At 68.9% G+C, this 14467-nt stretch carries 16 protein-coding genes; 7 read left to right on the top strand and 9 right to left on the bottom strand.

Features of this window, described 5'->3' with window-relative positions:
* Nucleotides 1-28 precede the first annotated feature (28 nt).
* From argB to MAA8898_RS09300, 3 genes are read left to right on the top strand one after another with little or no spacing between them, the layout of a single operon-like run.
* Complete coding sequence (gene argB / locus MAA8898_RS09290; protein ID WP_094020712.1) at nt 29-916, top strand: acetylglutamate kinase; 888 nt, start codon at nt 29-31, stop codon at nt 914-916.
* Nucleotides 913-1584, top strand: a complete 672-nt coding sequence (locus MAA8898_RS09295; RefSeq protein ID WP_094020713.1) for a ferredoxin — start codon at nt 913-915, stop codon at nt 1582-1584. The genes argB and MAA8898_RS09295 overlap by 4 nt, the downstream gene beginning before the upstream one ends.
* Nucleotides 1581-2069 carry a SixA phosphatase family protein gene (locus tag MAA8898_RS09300; protein WP_094020714.1) on the top strand — a complete coding sequence of 163 codons (489 nt, stop codon included), beginning with the start codon at nt 1581-1583 and terminating at the stop codon, nt 2067-2069. Before MAA8898_RS09295 ends, MAA8898_RS09300 begins: the two co-directional genes overlap by 4 nt.
* 10 nt (nt 2070-2079) lie before the next feature.
* Here the strand turns inward: MAA8898_RS09300 and MAA8898_RS09305 are convergent, their stop codons facing one another.
* From MAA8898_RS09305 to MAA8898_RS09335, 7 genes are all read right to left on the bottom strand, one after another.
* Entirely contained in the window at nt 2080-3093 is a 1014-nt protein-coding gene (locus tag MAA8898_RS09305) for an amino acid ABC transporter substrate-binding protein (protein WP_094020715.1), read from the bottom strand.
* A gap of 186 nt (nt 3094-3279) precedes the next feature.
* The gene (locus MAA8898_RS09310) at nt 3280-3990 is read right to left on the bottom strand and encodes an ATP12 family chaperone protein (protein WP_094020716.1); all 711 of its coding nucleotides are present in this window, start codon (nt 3988-3990) and stop codon (nt 3280-3282) included.
* Nucleotides 3987-4661: an HAD-IA family hydrolase gene (locus MAA8898_RS09315; protein WP_094020717.1), complete on the bottom strand. Its 675-nt coding sequence runs from the start codon at nt 4659-4661 to the stop codon at nt 3987-3989. Before MAA8898_RS09315 ends, MAA8898_RS09310 begins: the two co-directional genes overlap by 4 nt.
* Nucleotides 4658-5701, bottom strand: coding sequence for an RluA family pseudouridine synthase (locus MAA8898_RS09320; RefSeq protein WP_094020718.1), 1044 nt, complete (start codon nt 5699-5701; stop codon nt 4658-4660). The genes MAA8898_RS09315 and MAA8898_RS09320 overlap by 4 nt, the downstream gene beginning before the upstream one ends.
* Complete coding sequence (gene crcB / locus MAA8898_RS09325) at nt 5698-6072, bottom strand: fluoride efflux transporter CrcB (protein WP_094020884.1); 375 nt, start codon at nt 6070-6072, stop codon at nt 5698-5700. Before crcB ends, MAA8898_RS09320 begins: the two co-directional genes overlap by 4 nt.
* 128 nt (nt 6073-6200) lie before the next feature.
* Nucleotides 6201-7508 (bottom strand): replication-associated recombination protein A, encoded by a 1308-nt coding sequence (locus tag MAA8898_RS09330; RefSeq protein ID WP_245853320.1) that lies wholly within the window; start codon nt 7506-7508, stop codon nt 6201-6203.
* Nucleotides 7509-7512: 4 nt separating this feature from the next.
* Nucleotides 7513-8883 carry a trypsin-like peptidase domain-containing protein gene (locus MAA8898_RS09335; RefSeq protein WP_094020720.1) on the bottom strand — a complete coding sequence of 457 codons (1371 nt, stop codon included), beginning with the start codon at nt 8881-8883 and terminating at the stop codon, nt 7513-7515.
* A 152-nt stretch (nt 8884-9035) separates the two neighbouring features.
* Between MAA8898_RS09335 and MAA8898_RS09340 the strand changes: the two genes are divergently transcribed.
* The gene (locus MAA8898_RS09340; RefSeq protein WP_370738620.1) at nt 9036-9731 is read left to right on the top strand and encodes a CDP-alcohol phosphatidyltransferase family protein; all 696 of its coding nucleotides are present in this window, start codon (nt 9036-9038) and stop codon (nt 9729-9731) included.
* 1 nt (nt 9732) lies between these two features.
* Here the strand turns inward: MAA8898_RS09340 and xylB are convergent, their stop codons facing one another.
* Together xylB and MAA8898_RS09350 are read right to left on the bottom strand one after the other, a co-directional pair.
* On the bottom strand, nt 9733-11184 hold the full coding sequence (xylB, locus tag MAA8898_RS09345) for a xylulokinase (protein ID WP_094020722.1): 1452 nt from the start codon (nt 11182-11184) through the stop codon (nt 9733-9735).
* Between the two features lie 169 nt (nt 11185-11353).
* Complete coding sequence (locus MAA8898_RS09350; RefSeq protein ID WP_094020723.1) at nt 11354-11593, bottom strand: accessory factor UbiK family protein; 240 nt, start codon at nt 11591-11593, stop codon at nt 11354-11356.
* Between the two features lie 94 nt (nt 11594-11687).
* On the opposite strand from MAA8898_RS09350, the gene lgt reads away from it, so the two are divergent.
* Genes lgt through pgeF form a run of 3 tightly spaced genes read left to right on the top strand, consistent with a single transcriptional unit; the run spans nt 11688 to nt 14412 of the window.
* The gene (gene lgt / locus MAA8898_RS09355) at nt 11688-12590 is read left to right on the top strand and encodes a prolipoprotein diacylglyceryl transferase (RefSeq protein WP_094020724.1); all 903 of its coding nucleotides are present in this window, start codon (nt 11688-11690) and stop codon (nt 12588-12590) included.
* A gap of 50 nt (nt 12591-12640) precedes the next feature.
* Nucleotides 12641-13660, top strand: a complete 1020-nt coding sequence (locus MAA8898_RS09360) for a class I SAM-dependent methyltransferase (protein WP_094020885.1) — start codon at nt 12641-12643, stop codon at nt 13658-13660.
* Nucleotides 13657-14412 (top strand): peptidoglycan editing factor PgeF, encoded by a 756-nt coding sequence (gene pgeF / locus MAA8898_RS09365; protein WP_094020725.1) that lies wholly within the window; start codon nt 13657-13659, stop codon nt 14410-14412. Before MAA8898_RS09360 ends, pgeF begins: the two co-directional genes overlap by 4 nt.
* The last annotated feature ends 55 nt before the right edge of the window (nt 14413-14467 follow it).

Consider the following 14467-nt stretch of genomic DNA (forward strand, 5'->3'; position numbering starts at 1 on the left):
AAACTCGTCCTTGCCCTGGAAGACCGAGATGAGAAAACAGAACATGAACAGAGACTGGATCGCCACAGCCCGGACGCTGTCCGAGGCGCTTCCCTACATGCAGCGTTACACCGGCGCGATCGTGGTCGTGAAGTTCGGCGGCAACGCCATGGGCGATGACGAGGAGATGGCCGCCTTTGCCCGCGACGTCGTGCTGATGCGGCAGGTCGGGGTGAACCCGGTCGTGGTGCACGGCGGCGGGCCGATGATCAACGACATGCTCAAGCGGCTGAACATCCAGAGCACCTTTGTCCGCGGCAAGCGCGTCACAGACAAGGCCACCGTCGAGGTGGTCGAGATGGTGCTCACCGGCCTCGTGAACAAACGCATCGTGCAGGCGATCATGGACGAGGGCGGCCGCGCCGTGGGCCTGTCCGGCAAGGACGATGACCTGATGGTCTGCGAACCCGACGATCCCGAACTGGGCTTTGTCGGGCGGCCGATCCAGATGAACGTGCAGGTGCTGCGCGACCTGTTCAACGCCGGGATCATCCCGGTCGTGGCCCCCGTCGCCACCGGCACCGAGGTCACCGAGACCTACAACGTCAACGGGGACACCGCCGCCGGCGCCATCGCGGGCGCGCTGAAGGCCGACCGCCTGCTGCTGCTGACGGACGTGCAGGGCGTCAAGGGGCCGGACGGCGAGATCGTCACCGCGCTGACCCCGGAAGAGGTGCGCAAGATGATCGCCGATGGCACCATCGCGGGCGGCATGATCCCCAAGACGGAAACCGCGCTGAAGGCGATCGAGGACGGCGTGCGCGCGGTGGTCATCATCGACGGCCGGGTGCGCAACGCCTGCCTGCTGGAGTTGTTCACCGAACACGGCTCCGGCTCGATGATCCGGTCGGCGGACCTGCCCAAGCTGCGGGAATGACGGCAGGGCGCCTCGCGCAGATCGACGACACCGCCCACGCCGCAGGCCTTCGGGTCCGCGGCGCGCTGCATCCCGGCCCGGACGACGGCGCGCCCGAGGGCACCGGCACCTTGCTGCTGCTCGGCCCGGACGAGCCGTGCTTCTGGCCGGTCTTCACCGCTGCGCCGGAATACCGCTACGGCGCGCCGGACCCGCTGGACCGCTGGTCGAAACGGGTGATCGGCGCGCTGGCGACAGAGTGGGGCGGCACTGCGATCTTTCCCTCCGACGGTCCGCCCTATGCGCCCTTTCTGACCTGGGCGCTGGCCTCCGGGCGGGCTTGGTCCTCGCCCGTGGGGATGCTGGTGCAGGACGCGGCGGGGCTGTTCATCAGCTACCGTGGCGCCGTGGCCCTGCCCGCGCGGCTGGACCTGCCACCGCCCGCTGCCAAGCCATGCGACGCCTGCCCGCGCCCCTGCGAAACCGCCTGCCCGGTGGGGGCGCTGGCGCCGGGGCAGATGTATGACGTCGCCCGCTGCAAGGCGCACCTGCGCCGCCCCGAAGGCATGGAATGCCGGCACGGCGGCTGCCTCGTGCGGCGCGCCTGCCCCGTCGCCAAGGACTTCGAGCGCCTGCCGCAGCAGTCCGCCTTTCACATGGCCGCCTTTCTGGGAGACCCCGTGCCGTGAAACAGCTGATCCTGACCCGCCACGCGAAATCCGACTGGGGCGGCGGCCTGCCGGACCATGACCGCCCTCTGAACGCGCGCGGCCGCAACGCGGCCGCCGCCATCGGCGACTGGCTGCGGGCCAAGGAATACCTGCCGGACGCCGTCCTGTGTTCCAGCGCCGCACGGACACGCGAAACGCTGACCCGAATGCAGATCGAGGCGCCAACGCGCTATGACGAGGCGCTGTACCACGCCGCGCCGCAGACCATGCTGACCGTCCTGAAGGGGGCCGAAGGTGACAGCGTCCTGATGCTGGGGCACAACCCGGGTATCGGCCAATTGGCCGGCGATCTGGTGAGCACGCCGCCGGATCACCCACGCTTTGACGCCTACCCGACGGCCGCCACGCTGGTAGTCCGGTTCGACATCGACGACTGGTCAGACCTGGCGCTGCACAGCGGCCAGGTGGTAGACTTCATCGTGCCGCGCGACCTGACGGACTAAGCCGTCGGGGTCAGCGGAACGGCGGGCTGTAAAGCAGCCCGCCCTCGGTCCATTGCAGATTCAGCCCGCGCGACAGGTTAATCGGGGTTGTCTCGCCGATGTTGCGGGCAAACATCTCGCCATAGTTGCCGCCAGACTTGATCGCCCGCACGGCCCATTCGGGGTCCAGTCCCAGCATTTCGCCGAACTGGCCCGAGGCACCCAGCAGGCGCGCGATCTCGGGCTTGTCCGTGCGTTCGCGCATCTCGTCGATGTTGACCGAGGTCACGCCCAGCTCCTCGGCCGAAATGAGCGCGTTCAGCACCCAGCGCACCACGTCGCCCCATTCGTCGTCGTCGTGGCGGACCACCGGGCCCAGCGGCTCTTTCGAGATCACGTCGGGCAACAGCAGATGGTCGGTCGGGGCCTGAAAGGTGGCCCGGATCGCCGCCAGTTCCGACGCGTCGCCGGTGAAGACCTCGCAGGCGCCTTCGAGATAGAAGGCCTGGCCCTGCGCCGTGCTCTCGATCTCGACCAGCTTGTAGGTGATGTTGTTGCGCGCGAAATACTCGGACAGGTTCATCGCTGTCTTGGTTTCAGGCTGGGCGCAGACGGTGCGGCCATTCAGCTCGGTTGCCGAGGACACGCCCAGCGCCTTGGGCACCATGAAGCGCTGCCCGTCGTAGTAGTTGATCCCCGCGAAGTCGACCTTCAGGCCGACATCGGTGGAAAAGCTCCAGGTCGTGTTGCGCGCCAGCAAGTCGATCTCGCCTGACAGCAGCTCGGTAAAGCGGGACTTGGTCGTCGTCTCGACGAAATTCACCTTGCGCGGATCGCCCAGCACGGCCGCCGCGACCGCCCGGCAGAGATCGACGTCAAACCCCGACCATTCGCCGCGCGCATCCTTGGAGGCGAAGCCGATCAGCCCGGCGTTGACCCCGCAATTCAGGACTTCGCGCGATTTGACCTCTTGTAGCGTCCCGGCCGAAACGCCACCGGCAAAGAAGGCCAGCAAGGTCGCCGCACATAGTCCAAACCTCAGCATGCCGTGTTCAGTCCCCTTGGGTCTTGCTCCGGATCGTTCCGGCCGTGCCGGGCCGGACAAAAAAACCGGGGGGGACATGCGCCGTCCGCCCCCCTCGCAACCTGCGCCAATTTGGGCGGATTCCCGCCCAAAGGTCAAGCAAGGATGCCGAACGCGCAGACTGCGCGCCCCTTGCTAGCCGTTATCCTAACCGCTTGCCATCTCGTGGAAAACAGCCGCATGGAGAAACTCGAGCCGTTTTCTCTCGGCAACTTCCTCGGCTTCCTCGTCGGCGCCCCACTGCTCGGCCTGCCAGCTTTCGTCGATCCGCGACAGCGCCCAGCCCTCTTCGGCGGTTCGCGCGCCCTGCATCACCGCCAGCGCGATGACCAGCGAACCGGACATCGACACCAGGTCATGAAAGGCTGCCAGTTGAAACGCGCTTTGCGCGTGGACGGCCTGCGACAGGCGTGCCAGCGCGCCGGGATCCTGCGGGCGATGCATAACGCCGGCCACCGGCAGCAACCGCGCGCCATGGACGGTGGCCGCCCAGTCCAGCAGCGGGTCCCAGGCTGCGCACTGCCGGTCGACCAGCGCGGCGGGCGCCGTGGCACGGTAGCACAGCAGGTCGCTGTCGCCATAGTCTGCCAGCATGTCGGCAACCTCGGCGTGCTGCGGGATCACCTTGTCGAGGGCCGAGTTCGCCATGCGGGTAAAGGGCATGGTCGACGGATCGACGCGCTGGTCCTGCGCCTGCCATTCGGCGGCGATGGCGCGGGCGAGCGCCTCGGTCGGGACCACGAGCCGCGCCTTGGCCGGCGTCCTGACGCCGCGCCCGTCCAGCGTGACGGTATACCCTTCGGCCTCGGGCACGACCTCGGCCGCCTTCCAGAACCGCTTGAGCGCCCATTCGCTCATGTCATCTCTCCCAGCAGCGTGGCGATCGCCCGGTCCAGCGCCGCTGCGTCGTCGACGACGACCTGCGCATCCACCAGCGCCTCGCGCGGGTGATAGCCCCAGGTCACGCCGATGCGGGCGACGCCGGCGGCGCGCGCCATCTCCATGTCATAGCTCGTGTCGCCGATCATCACCGCGTGCTCGGGTTCGACACCGGCCTCGTCCAGCGCGGTGAACAGCATGCCCGGGTGCGGCTTGGACGGGTTGTCATCGGCCACCTGCTTGGTGACGAAGCGCCGCGCGAGGCCGTGGCTGTCAAGCAGCGCGGTCAGGCCCCGGCGCGATTTGCCCGTGGCAATGCCCAGCAGCACGTCGGCCTGCGCCGACAGCCTGTCCAGCAGGTCCGGGATGCCGGGATAGAGCGGCGAGGCTTCCGGGCCGCCACGCATCCGCAACTCCGCATAGGCGGACTTGTACGCCTCCACCAGCCGGGTGCGCTGCACCGCGCCGATCTGCGGCACCAGCGCCGAAAAGGCCTGCGGCAGCGACAGGCCGACGATGCTGAGGATCGCCTCGCGCGAGGGGCGCTCCAGCCCTTCGGAACCGAAAGCCTCGCCCATGGCGCCCAGGATATCGCCCTGGCTGTCGACCAGCGTGCCGTCCACGTCGAAGATCACCAGCCGCAGGGTCATCGCAGGCTTTCGAAGGGGTCCGCGTCGGCAAAGCTTTCTTCCCAGCCCAGCGTCTCCCAGCTTTGCTGCATGTGCGGTGGCAGGGGGGCGGTCACGGTCACGGTCTTGCCGGTGATCGGGTGTTCAAAGGTCATCGACCGCGCGTGCAGGTGCAGCTTGCGCGAGATCATCCCGCCCAGCTGTGCGCCCCAGCCGTCGCCCATGTTTTCCTGGCCGGAGCCGCCATACTTGCCGTCGCCGATGATCGGATGGCCGATTTCGGCCATATGCGCGCGCAACTGGTGGGTGCGGCCGGTCAGCGGCTCCATCGCCACCCAGGCGGCCCGGCTGGCAACGCGGTAGAGCGTGGCATAGAGCGTGTGCGCCCGCTTGGCGCCCTCGGTCGTGTTCATGTCGCGCGGGTGGACGCAGAGCATCTTTTCGCCCTCCCCGCCCTTGCCGTGGCCCGGCGCCTTGACCAGGCCATAGCGGACCTCGCCCAGGTAGGGCGTGGGCACGCCGGCCACCAGCGCCCAGTAGATCTTGCGCGTCTCGCGGTGGCGCATGGCGGCGGTCAGCCCCTTGGCCGCCTCGCGCGTGCGCGCCAGCAGCAGCACGCCGGAGGTATCCTTGTCCAGCCGGTGCACCAGGCGGGGCTTTTCATCCTTGTCGAAGGTCAGCGCCTCGGACAGGCCATCGACGTGGCGGGTCTGCTTGCTGCCGCCCTGGGTCGCCAGACCGGCGGGCTTGTTGATCGCGATGATGTGGTCGTCGCGGTAGATCACGCAGGCGCGGATCATCTCGGCGTCCTGCGGCGTGACGGTCGGTTTCGGCGCGCTCTCGACCTGATCGGGTTCGGGCAGCGGCGGGATGCGCACCTGCTGGCCCACCTCCAGCCGGGTCGAGGCCTTGGCCCGCGCGCCGTCGACGCGCAACTCGCCCTTGCGGCACATCTTTTCGATGCGGGTCTGGGCGACGTGCGGGAAATGCCGCTTCAGCCAGCGGTCCAGCCGCTGGTCGCCATCGCCCGGCCCCACTGTGACGGTCTGCACCCGGCTCATGACGTGACACTCCGCGCGACGGACAGTCCGGCGAACAGCGCGCCGATGGACAGCACCACCGAGGCGCCGACATAACCCGCGGCAAGGCCCACCTGCCCGCGCTCGTACAGCGTGACCGCGTCCAGCGAAAAGGCCGAGAAGGTGGTGAATCCGCCCAGCACGCCGGTCATCAGCAGGGGCGCGTAGCGGTTTCCACCCAGGTGCAGCAGCGCGATCACCAGCACCCCCATCAGGAAGGAGCCGAGGATGTTCACGATCAGCGTGCCCCAGGGAAAGCCCTTGCCCAGCAGGCGTGCAGTCGCGACCCCGGTCATGTACCGGGCCGAAGCGCCGAGGGCGCCGCCGAGGGCGACTTGGACGATGGGTGTCATGCGCGCGGACATGGCGGCGCGGCAGGCGGATGTCAAGCGGCGTGCCCCTGGCAGGCGGGGTCGGGGCGCTGTCCCCTAGGCCTGCGGCCTCACCCCCGAGGTATTTCCGGCCAGAAGCAACCCGGGGGTCAGCCCTGTGTCCGTTGTTTGCGCAGGCGCGCGAAATAGTCGATCCGCTTGCGCAGGTCGCGTTCAAAACCGCGTTCGACCGGATCGTAGAAGGTGGTGCGGCCCATGCTTTCCGGAAAATAGTCCTGCCCGGAAAAGCCATCCTGCGCATCGTGGTCATAGGCGTAGCCCGCGCCATAGCCCTGGTCCTTCATCAGGCCGGTGGGGGCGTTGAGGATGTGTTTCGGCGGCATCAGCGAGCCGGTCTTTTTCGCGGCCGCGCGCGCGGCCTTGTAAGCGGTGTAAACGGCGTTGGATTTGGGCGCGAGCGCGATGTAGACCAGCGCCTGCGCAAGCGCCAGTTCGCCCTCGGGGCTGCCGAGGCGTTCATAGGTCTCCCAGCCCTGAAGGCAGACCGCCTGCGCCTGCGGATCGGCCAGGCCGATGTCCTCGACCGCCATGCGGGTGATCCGGCGGGCAAGAAAGCGCGGATCCTCCCCCGCCTCCAGCATCCGGGCGAACCAGTAGAGCGCCGCGTCCGGGTCCGAGCCGCGCACCGATTTGTGCAGCGCCGAGATCAGGTTGTAGTGACCGTCGCCCGACTTGTCATAGTTGGCGGCGCGTTTCATCAGCCGGGTCTTGAGGCCCTCGGTGTCCAGCGGTTTCGGCAGTTTCCAGGACATCACCTGCTCGACCAGGTTGAGAAAGGCGCGGCCGTCGCCGTCGGCCATCTCGAACAGCGCCGTTCGGGCCGAGGGTTCCAGCGGAAGGGGACGGTCCAGAGCCTTCTCCGCCCGTTGCGCGAGGTGTTCCAGGTCTTCGTCCGACAGGCGCTCCAGCACCAGCACCTGTGCCCGGCTGAGCAGCGCGGCGTTCAGCTCGAACGAGGGGTTTTCCGTGGTGGCGCCGACCAGCAGGATCGTGCCATCCTCCATATGCGGCAGGAAACTGTCCTGCTGCGCCTTGTTGAAGCGGTGGATCTCGTCGACGAAGAGCAGCGTGCCCTGGCCCATGCGGCGCCGTTCCTTGGCCGCGTCAAAGACCTTGCGCAGCTCGGCCACGCCGGAAAAGATCGCGCTGATCTGGACGAAATGCAGCTCGGTGGCATCGGCCAGCAGGCGCGCGATCGTGGTCTTGCCCACCCCCGGCGGCCCCCAGAAGATCACCGAGCCCAGCGTGCCGGCCTCCAGCATGACGCCCAGCGACGATTCCGGTCCCAGCACCTGCCGCTGGCCGATCACCTCGTCCAGACGTGCGGGCCGCAGCCGGTCCGCCAGCGGGCGCGGGGCGGTGTCGGGTACGCCGGGTTTGTCGAAGAGGTCGGCCACTGCGTCAGGCCCGGAAGCGCAGCAGCAGGCGGCGGTCGCCGCGCCGCACCTCGATCTGTTGCAGGCCGGGACGGCGCAGCAGCCGGTCGACATCGCGCGGGGCCTCGACGCGTTGGCCGTTGATGCCCACCACCACGTCACCCGTCCGCAGTCCGACCTGGTCGCCAAACGGCCCCTGGTCCAGGACCACAACGCCATCGGTGTCGATGGCGAGCCCCAGTTCCGCCACCACCGCCGGGTTGATCCGGGCGACCTGAAGACCCGGCAGCGCGGTGCGCTCGCCCAGGCTGACCGTCTCGCGGGCGGGCACGTCGGGCGGCGAGATCATGTCGACCGTGGCCAGCCGCAATTCGCCCTTGCGAACATAGATCACCTCGGCCGCTCGGCCGATGCCGCGCACAGACATGCGGAACAGCATCTCGGCCGGGGTATTCACCGGCTGGCGGTCGACCTCGGTCACCACGTCGCCCACGCGCAGGCCCGCCTTGGCAAAGGGGCTTTCGGGATGCAGCGCGGCGATCACCACGCCGCCGGGGATCTCCAGCCCCAGGCTGTCAGACATCTGCGCATCGACCGGCTGGCCGGTCATGCCCGCCCAGGGCCGTTCGAACCGCGTCTTGCCGTCCTGCGCCTGTTCGACGAACTGCGCCACGAGGCCCGAGGGGATGGCGAAACCGATTCCGTTTGATCCGCCGGAGCGGGTCAGGATCGAGGTGTTGACCCCGATCAGGCGCCCCGCCACGTCGATCAGCGCGCCGCCCGAGTTGCCGGGGTTGATCGGCGCATCGGTCTGGATGAAGTAGCCGCGCGCGTTGCCGGTGGCCGTGCCCGACCGCGCCAGCCCCGACACGATGCCCGACGACACCGTCTGCCCGACGCCGAAGGGGTTGCCGATGGCGAGCACCAGCTCGCCCACCTCGATGGTGTCGCTGTCGCGCAGCTCGAGGAACGGCATGTCTTTCGCCCCCTCCAGTTGCAGGATGGCAAGGTCGGATTCCTCGTCGGCCAGCAGGACCCTTGCGGCGAACTCGCGCCGGTCGTTCAGCACCACGCGGATGTCGGTCGCCTCGCCCACGACGTGAAAGTTGGACACCACGATGCCGTCGGCCGACAGGATCACGCCGGAGCCCAGCGAGTTCTGCACCCGGGGCCGCGCCTGCAAGTCGCGAAAGAAGTTGTCGAAGAACGGATCGGAGGCAAAGGGGCTCTGCTCGCGCACGATCCGCTGGGCGTAGATGTTGACCACCGCCGGCGCGGCCGTCTTGACCAGCGGCGCAAAGCTCAGGGTGATCTCGGCCGCGCTGGAGGGCACGCGCGGCTCTTCGGCCGTGGCGGGAAAGGCCAGCAGGACAAGGCACAGGACAACGCGCAGCATGGAATCCTCCGTCCGGAAAACCGTCTTAGACGTGACGCCTTCACGATATGTCCGTCATGCGAAAGCGATGCAAGGCCGGGAAACCCGGGCGCCCGTTTGCGACAATTGCAACCGACGCGCATTTGCTCCATGACATTCGCATGACACCACAGATGAAACCCGAGACATGCGCGCTCTCCGTTCACCTGCTGACCGCCACCGGCGCGGTCTTTGCCATGCTGGCGATGCTGGCGGCGGTGCAGGAAAAGTGGTCCTTGATGTTTCTCTGGCTGGTGATCGCCTTTGCCGTCGACGGCATCGACGGGCCGCTGGCGCGCAAGTACGAGGTCAAGACCTACGCCCCGCGCTTTGACGGGGTGCTGCTGGACCTGATCATAGACTACCTGACCTATGTGTTCATCCCGGCCTTTGCGCTGTTCCAGTCCGGCCTTTTGCCCGGCTGGACGGGCTGGGCGGCGATCATCGTGATCACCTTTGCCAGTGCGATGTACTTTGCCGACAGCCGGATGAAGACCTCGGACAATTCATTCTGCGGCTTTCCGGGGTGCTGGAACATGCTGGTGCTGGTGCTGTTCGCCATCCGGCCGGATTTCTGGGTCATCCTGACGCTGGTGGCGGCGCTGGCGGTGGCGATGTTCCTGCCGCTGAAGTTCATCCACCCGGTGCGCACCGTGCGCTGGCGCGGGCTGTCGCTGCCGATGGCGCTGGCCTGGACGGTATTCGCCGGCTGGGCGGCCTGGGTCGACTTTCACCCGCAGAGCTGGGCGCATTGGGGCCTGATACTGACCTCGGTCTACCTGCTGTTCGCCGGCATCGCGCAGCAGATCGTGCCGGAACGGGCGTCCTGAGTCAGCGCAGGTCCCTGATCGCCGGGTAGGCCGCGCGCCAGGCCGCGTAAGCCTCGTCGTAGGCCGCCGACAGGGCGACGTTCGGCTCGACCGTCTCGCGCAATGGCGGGGGGGTCATGACCTCGTTGACCGATCCCGCCCCGCAACCCACCATGGCCAGCCGCGCAGCGCCCAGCGCCGCGCCGAAATCGCCCTTGTCCGGCAGCCCCAGCGGGACGCCCAGCAGCGTGGCGATCATCTCTACCCAGGCGCGCGAGCGCGTGCCGCCGCCGACGGCCAACAGGTGATCCAGCCGCGCGCCCGACGCGCGCAGCGCCTCGGCGCAGTCGCGCAGGGCAAAGGCGACCCCCTCCATCACCGCGCGGGTCATGTCGCGGTTGTCCGTGCCGACATCGAGGTTCAGAAAGCCGCCGCGTACGCGGCTGTCGTTGTGCGGCGTCCGTTCCCCCGACAGGTAGGGCAGAAAGCGCACCCGCCCCGGCCCGTCCAGCACATCGCCCACCTCCTGTGACAGCGCGGCGGGCGTGGTCCCGGTGATCCGCGACAGCCAGTTCAGGCTGTCGGTGGCCGACAGGATCACCCCCATCTGGTACCATTGCCCCGGCACCGCGTGGCAGAAGGTGTGCACCGCACTTTCCGGCAGGGGGGCATAGCCATCGCGCCCCGTCAGAACGACCCCCGAGGTGCCGAGCGAGACAAAGCCCGCCCCGTCGCGCAGCGCCCCGACCCCGCAGGCCGAGGCCGCGTTGTCCCCGGCCCCGCCGACGACCTGCACCGTGCGCGTCATGCCCCAGCGGTGGGCCAGGTCGGGCCGCAATGCGCCGCCCACCTCGCAGCCCTCCACCAGCCGGGGCATCTGCACGGCGCACATGCCAGACACCTCCAGCAGGCGCGGCGACCAGGCCCGCGCGCCCACGTCCAGCCAGGAGGTCCCGGCGCTGTCCGACATGTCGGCGAACTGTTCGCCGGTCAGGTGGAAATTCAGATAGGCGGCGGGCAGCAGCACCGAGGCGATGCGGGCAAAGATCTCGGGTTCATGCCGGGCGACCCAGACCAGCTTGGGCGCGGTGAAGCCGGGAAAGACGATGTTGCCCGAGAGGGCGCGCACGCGCTCCAGCGCGTCCAGCTCCGCCGCCTCGGCAGCGCTGCGGGTGTCGTTCCACAGGATGCAGGGCCGCAGCACCGTGCCATCGGCATCCAGCAGGGTCGCACCGTGCATGTGGCCGGACACGCCGATCCCCGCAACCGCCGCCATCTCGCCCGGATGCGCCGCCGCCAGCTCGCCCAGCGCCGCGTCAACGGCCTGTACCCAGTCTTCCGGGTCCTGCTCGGACCAGCCGGGGCGCGGGTGGGTCGGCGCATAGGCGCTGACGGCGCTGGCGACCGGCGTACCGCCTTCGTCGACCAACAGGGCGCGCAGCCCCGAAGTCCCAAGGTCGAGTCCAAGATACATGCGCCGCCTCCCTGCGTTCACGCCCCCCAAGGCGTTGGCGCTAACGAATACCGAGACGCGGCGTCAAGTCAAACCCCGCAAGGCGACACTTCGCAGGGCGACACCTCGAGGGACGGTGGGTGGGGCGACGTGGCCCGCAGGGACACGAGCGTCACCCCCGTCCCTGACCTCAGCGCTTTTCCAGCGCCTCGATGCGGGCCTTCAGCGCCTCGTTCTCCTCGCGCGCCTTCTGCGCCATGGCGCGCACGGCGTCGAATTCCTCGCGGGTGACAAAATCCCGGTCCGCCAGCCAGCGGTCGATCAGGGACTTCATGGCGGTCTCGGCCTCTTCCCTGGCCCCCTGCGCCACGCCCATGGCGTTGGTCATCAGCTGGCTCAGATCGTCGAAAACCTTGTTGCGCGTCTGCATGGGTCACTCCCGCTTTGCATTCCCTGCCTATATGGTCTTCAACGGCCCGACCCTCAAGGTTGACTTTGCCCCGCGACAAGAGACAACAGGACACATGCAGGCAGCCATCCCCTTTCCCGACCTCTCCTCCGAGGTCTTCTCGATCACGCTCTTCGGCATGGACTTTGCCCTGCGCTGGTACGCCCTGGCCTATATCGGCGGCATCCTGATCGGCTGGCGGCTGGCGGTCTGGGCGGTCAATCGCCCCCGGCTCTGGACCGACCAGACCCCGCCGATGACCCCGGCGCAGATCGAGGACCTGCTGACCTGGATCATCCTCGGCATCATCCTGGGCGGGCGGCTGGGCTTTGTGCTGTTCTACATGCCGGGCTACTACCTGTCGCACCCGCTGGAGATCCCGATGATCTGGCAGGGCGGCATGGCGTTTCACGGCGGTCTGCTGGGAGTCGTGCTGGCGATCTGGATCTACTGCACGCGCCACCGCATCGCGCTGGCCTCCGTCGCCGACCTGGCCGCCATCGCCACGCCGCCCGGGCTGCTGCTGGGCCGGCTGGCCAACTTCGTCAATGCCGAGCTTTGGGGCCGCGCCTCGGACCTGCCCTGGGCGGTGATCTTTCCCGGCCAACTGGCGCAGGCCTGCGGCCAGCCCGAGGGCACGCTCTGCGCCCGCCACCCCTCGCAGCTCTACGAGGCGGCGCTGGAGGGGCTGTTGTTGCTGGTCGTGCTGCTGCTGCTGGTCCGGCGCGGCTGGCTGAAGCGGCCCGGCGCGATCGCCGGGACCTTCTTTGCCGGCTACGGGCTGGCCCGCTTCACGGTGGAATTCTTCCGCCAGCCCGACGCGCAGTTCCAGTCCGACGGCAACCCGCTGGGCCTGGCCCTGCACATCGGCGGCTACGGGCTGACCATGGGGCAGCTGCTGACCCTGCCGATGATCCTGGGCGGCGCGTTGGCCATTCGCTACGCGCTGCGCCGCGCGCAGGCGGGCACCGCGACGTGACAACCCCGCTGCACGATATCCTCGGCCGCCAGATCGCGACGACAGGCCCGATGACCCTGGCCGACTACATGGCCACCTGCCTGATGCATCCCGACCACGGCTACTACAGCACCCGCGATCCGCTGGGCGTGGCGGGCGATTTCACCACCGCGCCCGAGATCAGCCAGATGTTCGGCGAGCTCTTGGGCCTGTGCCTCGCGCAAGCCTGGCTGGACCAGAGCGCGCCTACACCCTTTGTCCTGGCCGAGCTTGGCCCGGGGCGCGGCACGCTGATGGCCGATGCCCTGCGCGCCACCGCCCGCGTGCCCGGCTTTCACGGCGCCGCCCGGCTGCACCTGGTCGAGACCTCGCCAACCTTGCGCGCCGAACAGGCGCGGCGGCTGCCCCAGGCCCGGTGGCACGACAGCGTCGACACCCTGCCCGACGGCACGCTGTTCCTGGTCGCCAACGAGTTCTTCGACGCCTTGCCGGTGCGCCAGTTCCAGCGCGACGGCGCGCTTTGGCGCGAACGGGTCATAGGGCTGGAGGGTGGGCGGCTAACCCTCGGCCTTGCGGGCGCGATGCCGCAGCCCGCGCTGGCCCCCCGGCTGGACGACACGCAGGACGGCGACATCGTCGAGACCTGCGCCCCTGCGCAGTCCATCGCCGCCACGCTGGGCGCGCGAATCGCCCGTGATGGCGGATGCGCCCTGATCCTCGACTACGGCGACTGGCGCTCGCTGGGCGACACGCTTCAGGCGCTTCGGGGCCATGCGCCGGCGGACCCCTTTGCCGATCCGGGCGCGGCCGACCTGACCACCCACGTGGATTTCGAGGTCATCGCCCGCGCCGCCGCCCCGGCGACCCACAGCCTGCTGACACCGCAGGGCGTCTTTCTCGAACGGCTGGGCATCACTGCGCGGGCGCAGGCGCTGTCGCGCGGCCTGGCCGGCGAGACCCTGAACAGCCACATCGCCGCACATCGCCGGTTGACGCACCCCGACGAAATGGGATCACTGTTCAAGACGCTCGCCCTGCTGCCGCAGGGTGCCCCGCCGCCGCCCGGACTGGAGCTTCGCGCCACGCCATGACGCTCGAGATCATCACATCCGACAGCCTCGCGCCGCTGCGCCACGGCTTTTTCACCCGCAGGGGCGGTGCCTCGTCGGGCATCTTCTCGGGGCTGAACTGCGGCCCCGGGTCGACCGACCAGGCCGAGATCGTGGCGATCAACCGCGCCCGCGTGGCCGACGCGATGCAGGTGGCCCCGGGGATGCTGACCACCCTCCACCAGGTGCATTCCGCCGAGGCGCTGACCGTGACCGGCCCCCTGCCCGATCCGCGCCCCAAGGCCGACGCGCTGGTCACCGCGACGCCGGACATCGCGCTGGGCGTGCTGACCGCGGACTGTCAGCCGGTGCTGTTCGCCGATCCGGCGGCGGGTGTGATCGGCGCGGCGCATGCCGGCTGGCGCGGTGCGCGTGACGGCGTGCTGGAGGCGACGGTGGACGCCATGCTGGCGCTGGGCGCCACGCGCGACGGCATCCGCGCCGTCATCGGCCCGACGATCAGCCAGCTCGCCTACGAGGTCGGGCCGGAGTTCTTCGAGGATTTCATCGTCGACGATCCGCGCAACACGCGGTTCTTTGCCGGCGGGCGCGGCGACCGGCTGCATTTCGACCTGCCCGCCTACGGCCTGCACCGCCTGCGCGAAGCGGGGGTCGAGGCGGAATGGACCCGCCATTGCACCTATTCCGATCCGGACCGCTTTTATTCCTATCGCCGGGCCACCCATGCCGGCCAGGCCGACTATGGACGCCTGATCTCGGTCATTCGACTCTGAGCCGCTGACGGCGCGAAACAATCCGGCGATCGGCCCGGGATTGTCCCAATACTGC

The sequence above is a fragment of the Antarctobacter aquimaris genome (genome assembly GCF_900184945.1).
Classification (GTDB): domain Bacteria; phylum Pseudomonadota; class Alphaproteobacteria; order Rhodobacterales; family Rhodobacteraceae; genus Maliponia; species Maliponia aquimaris.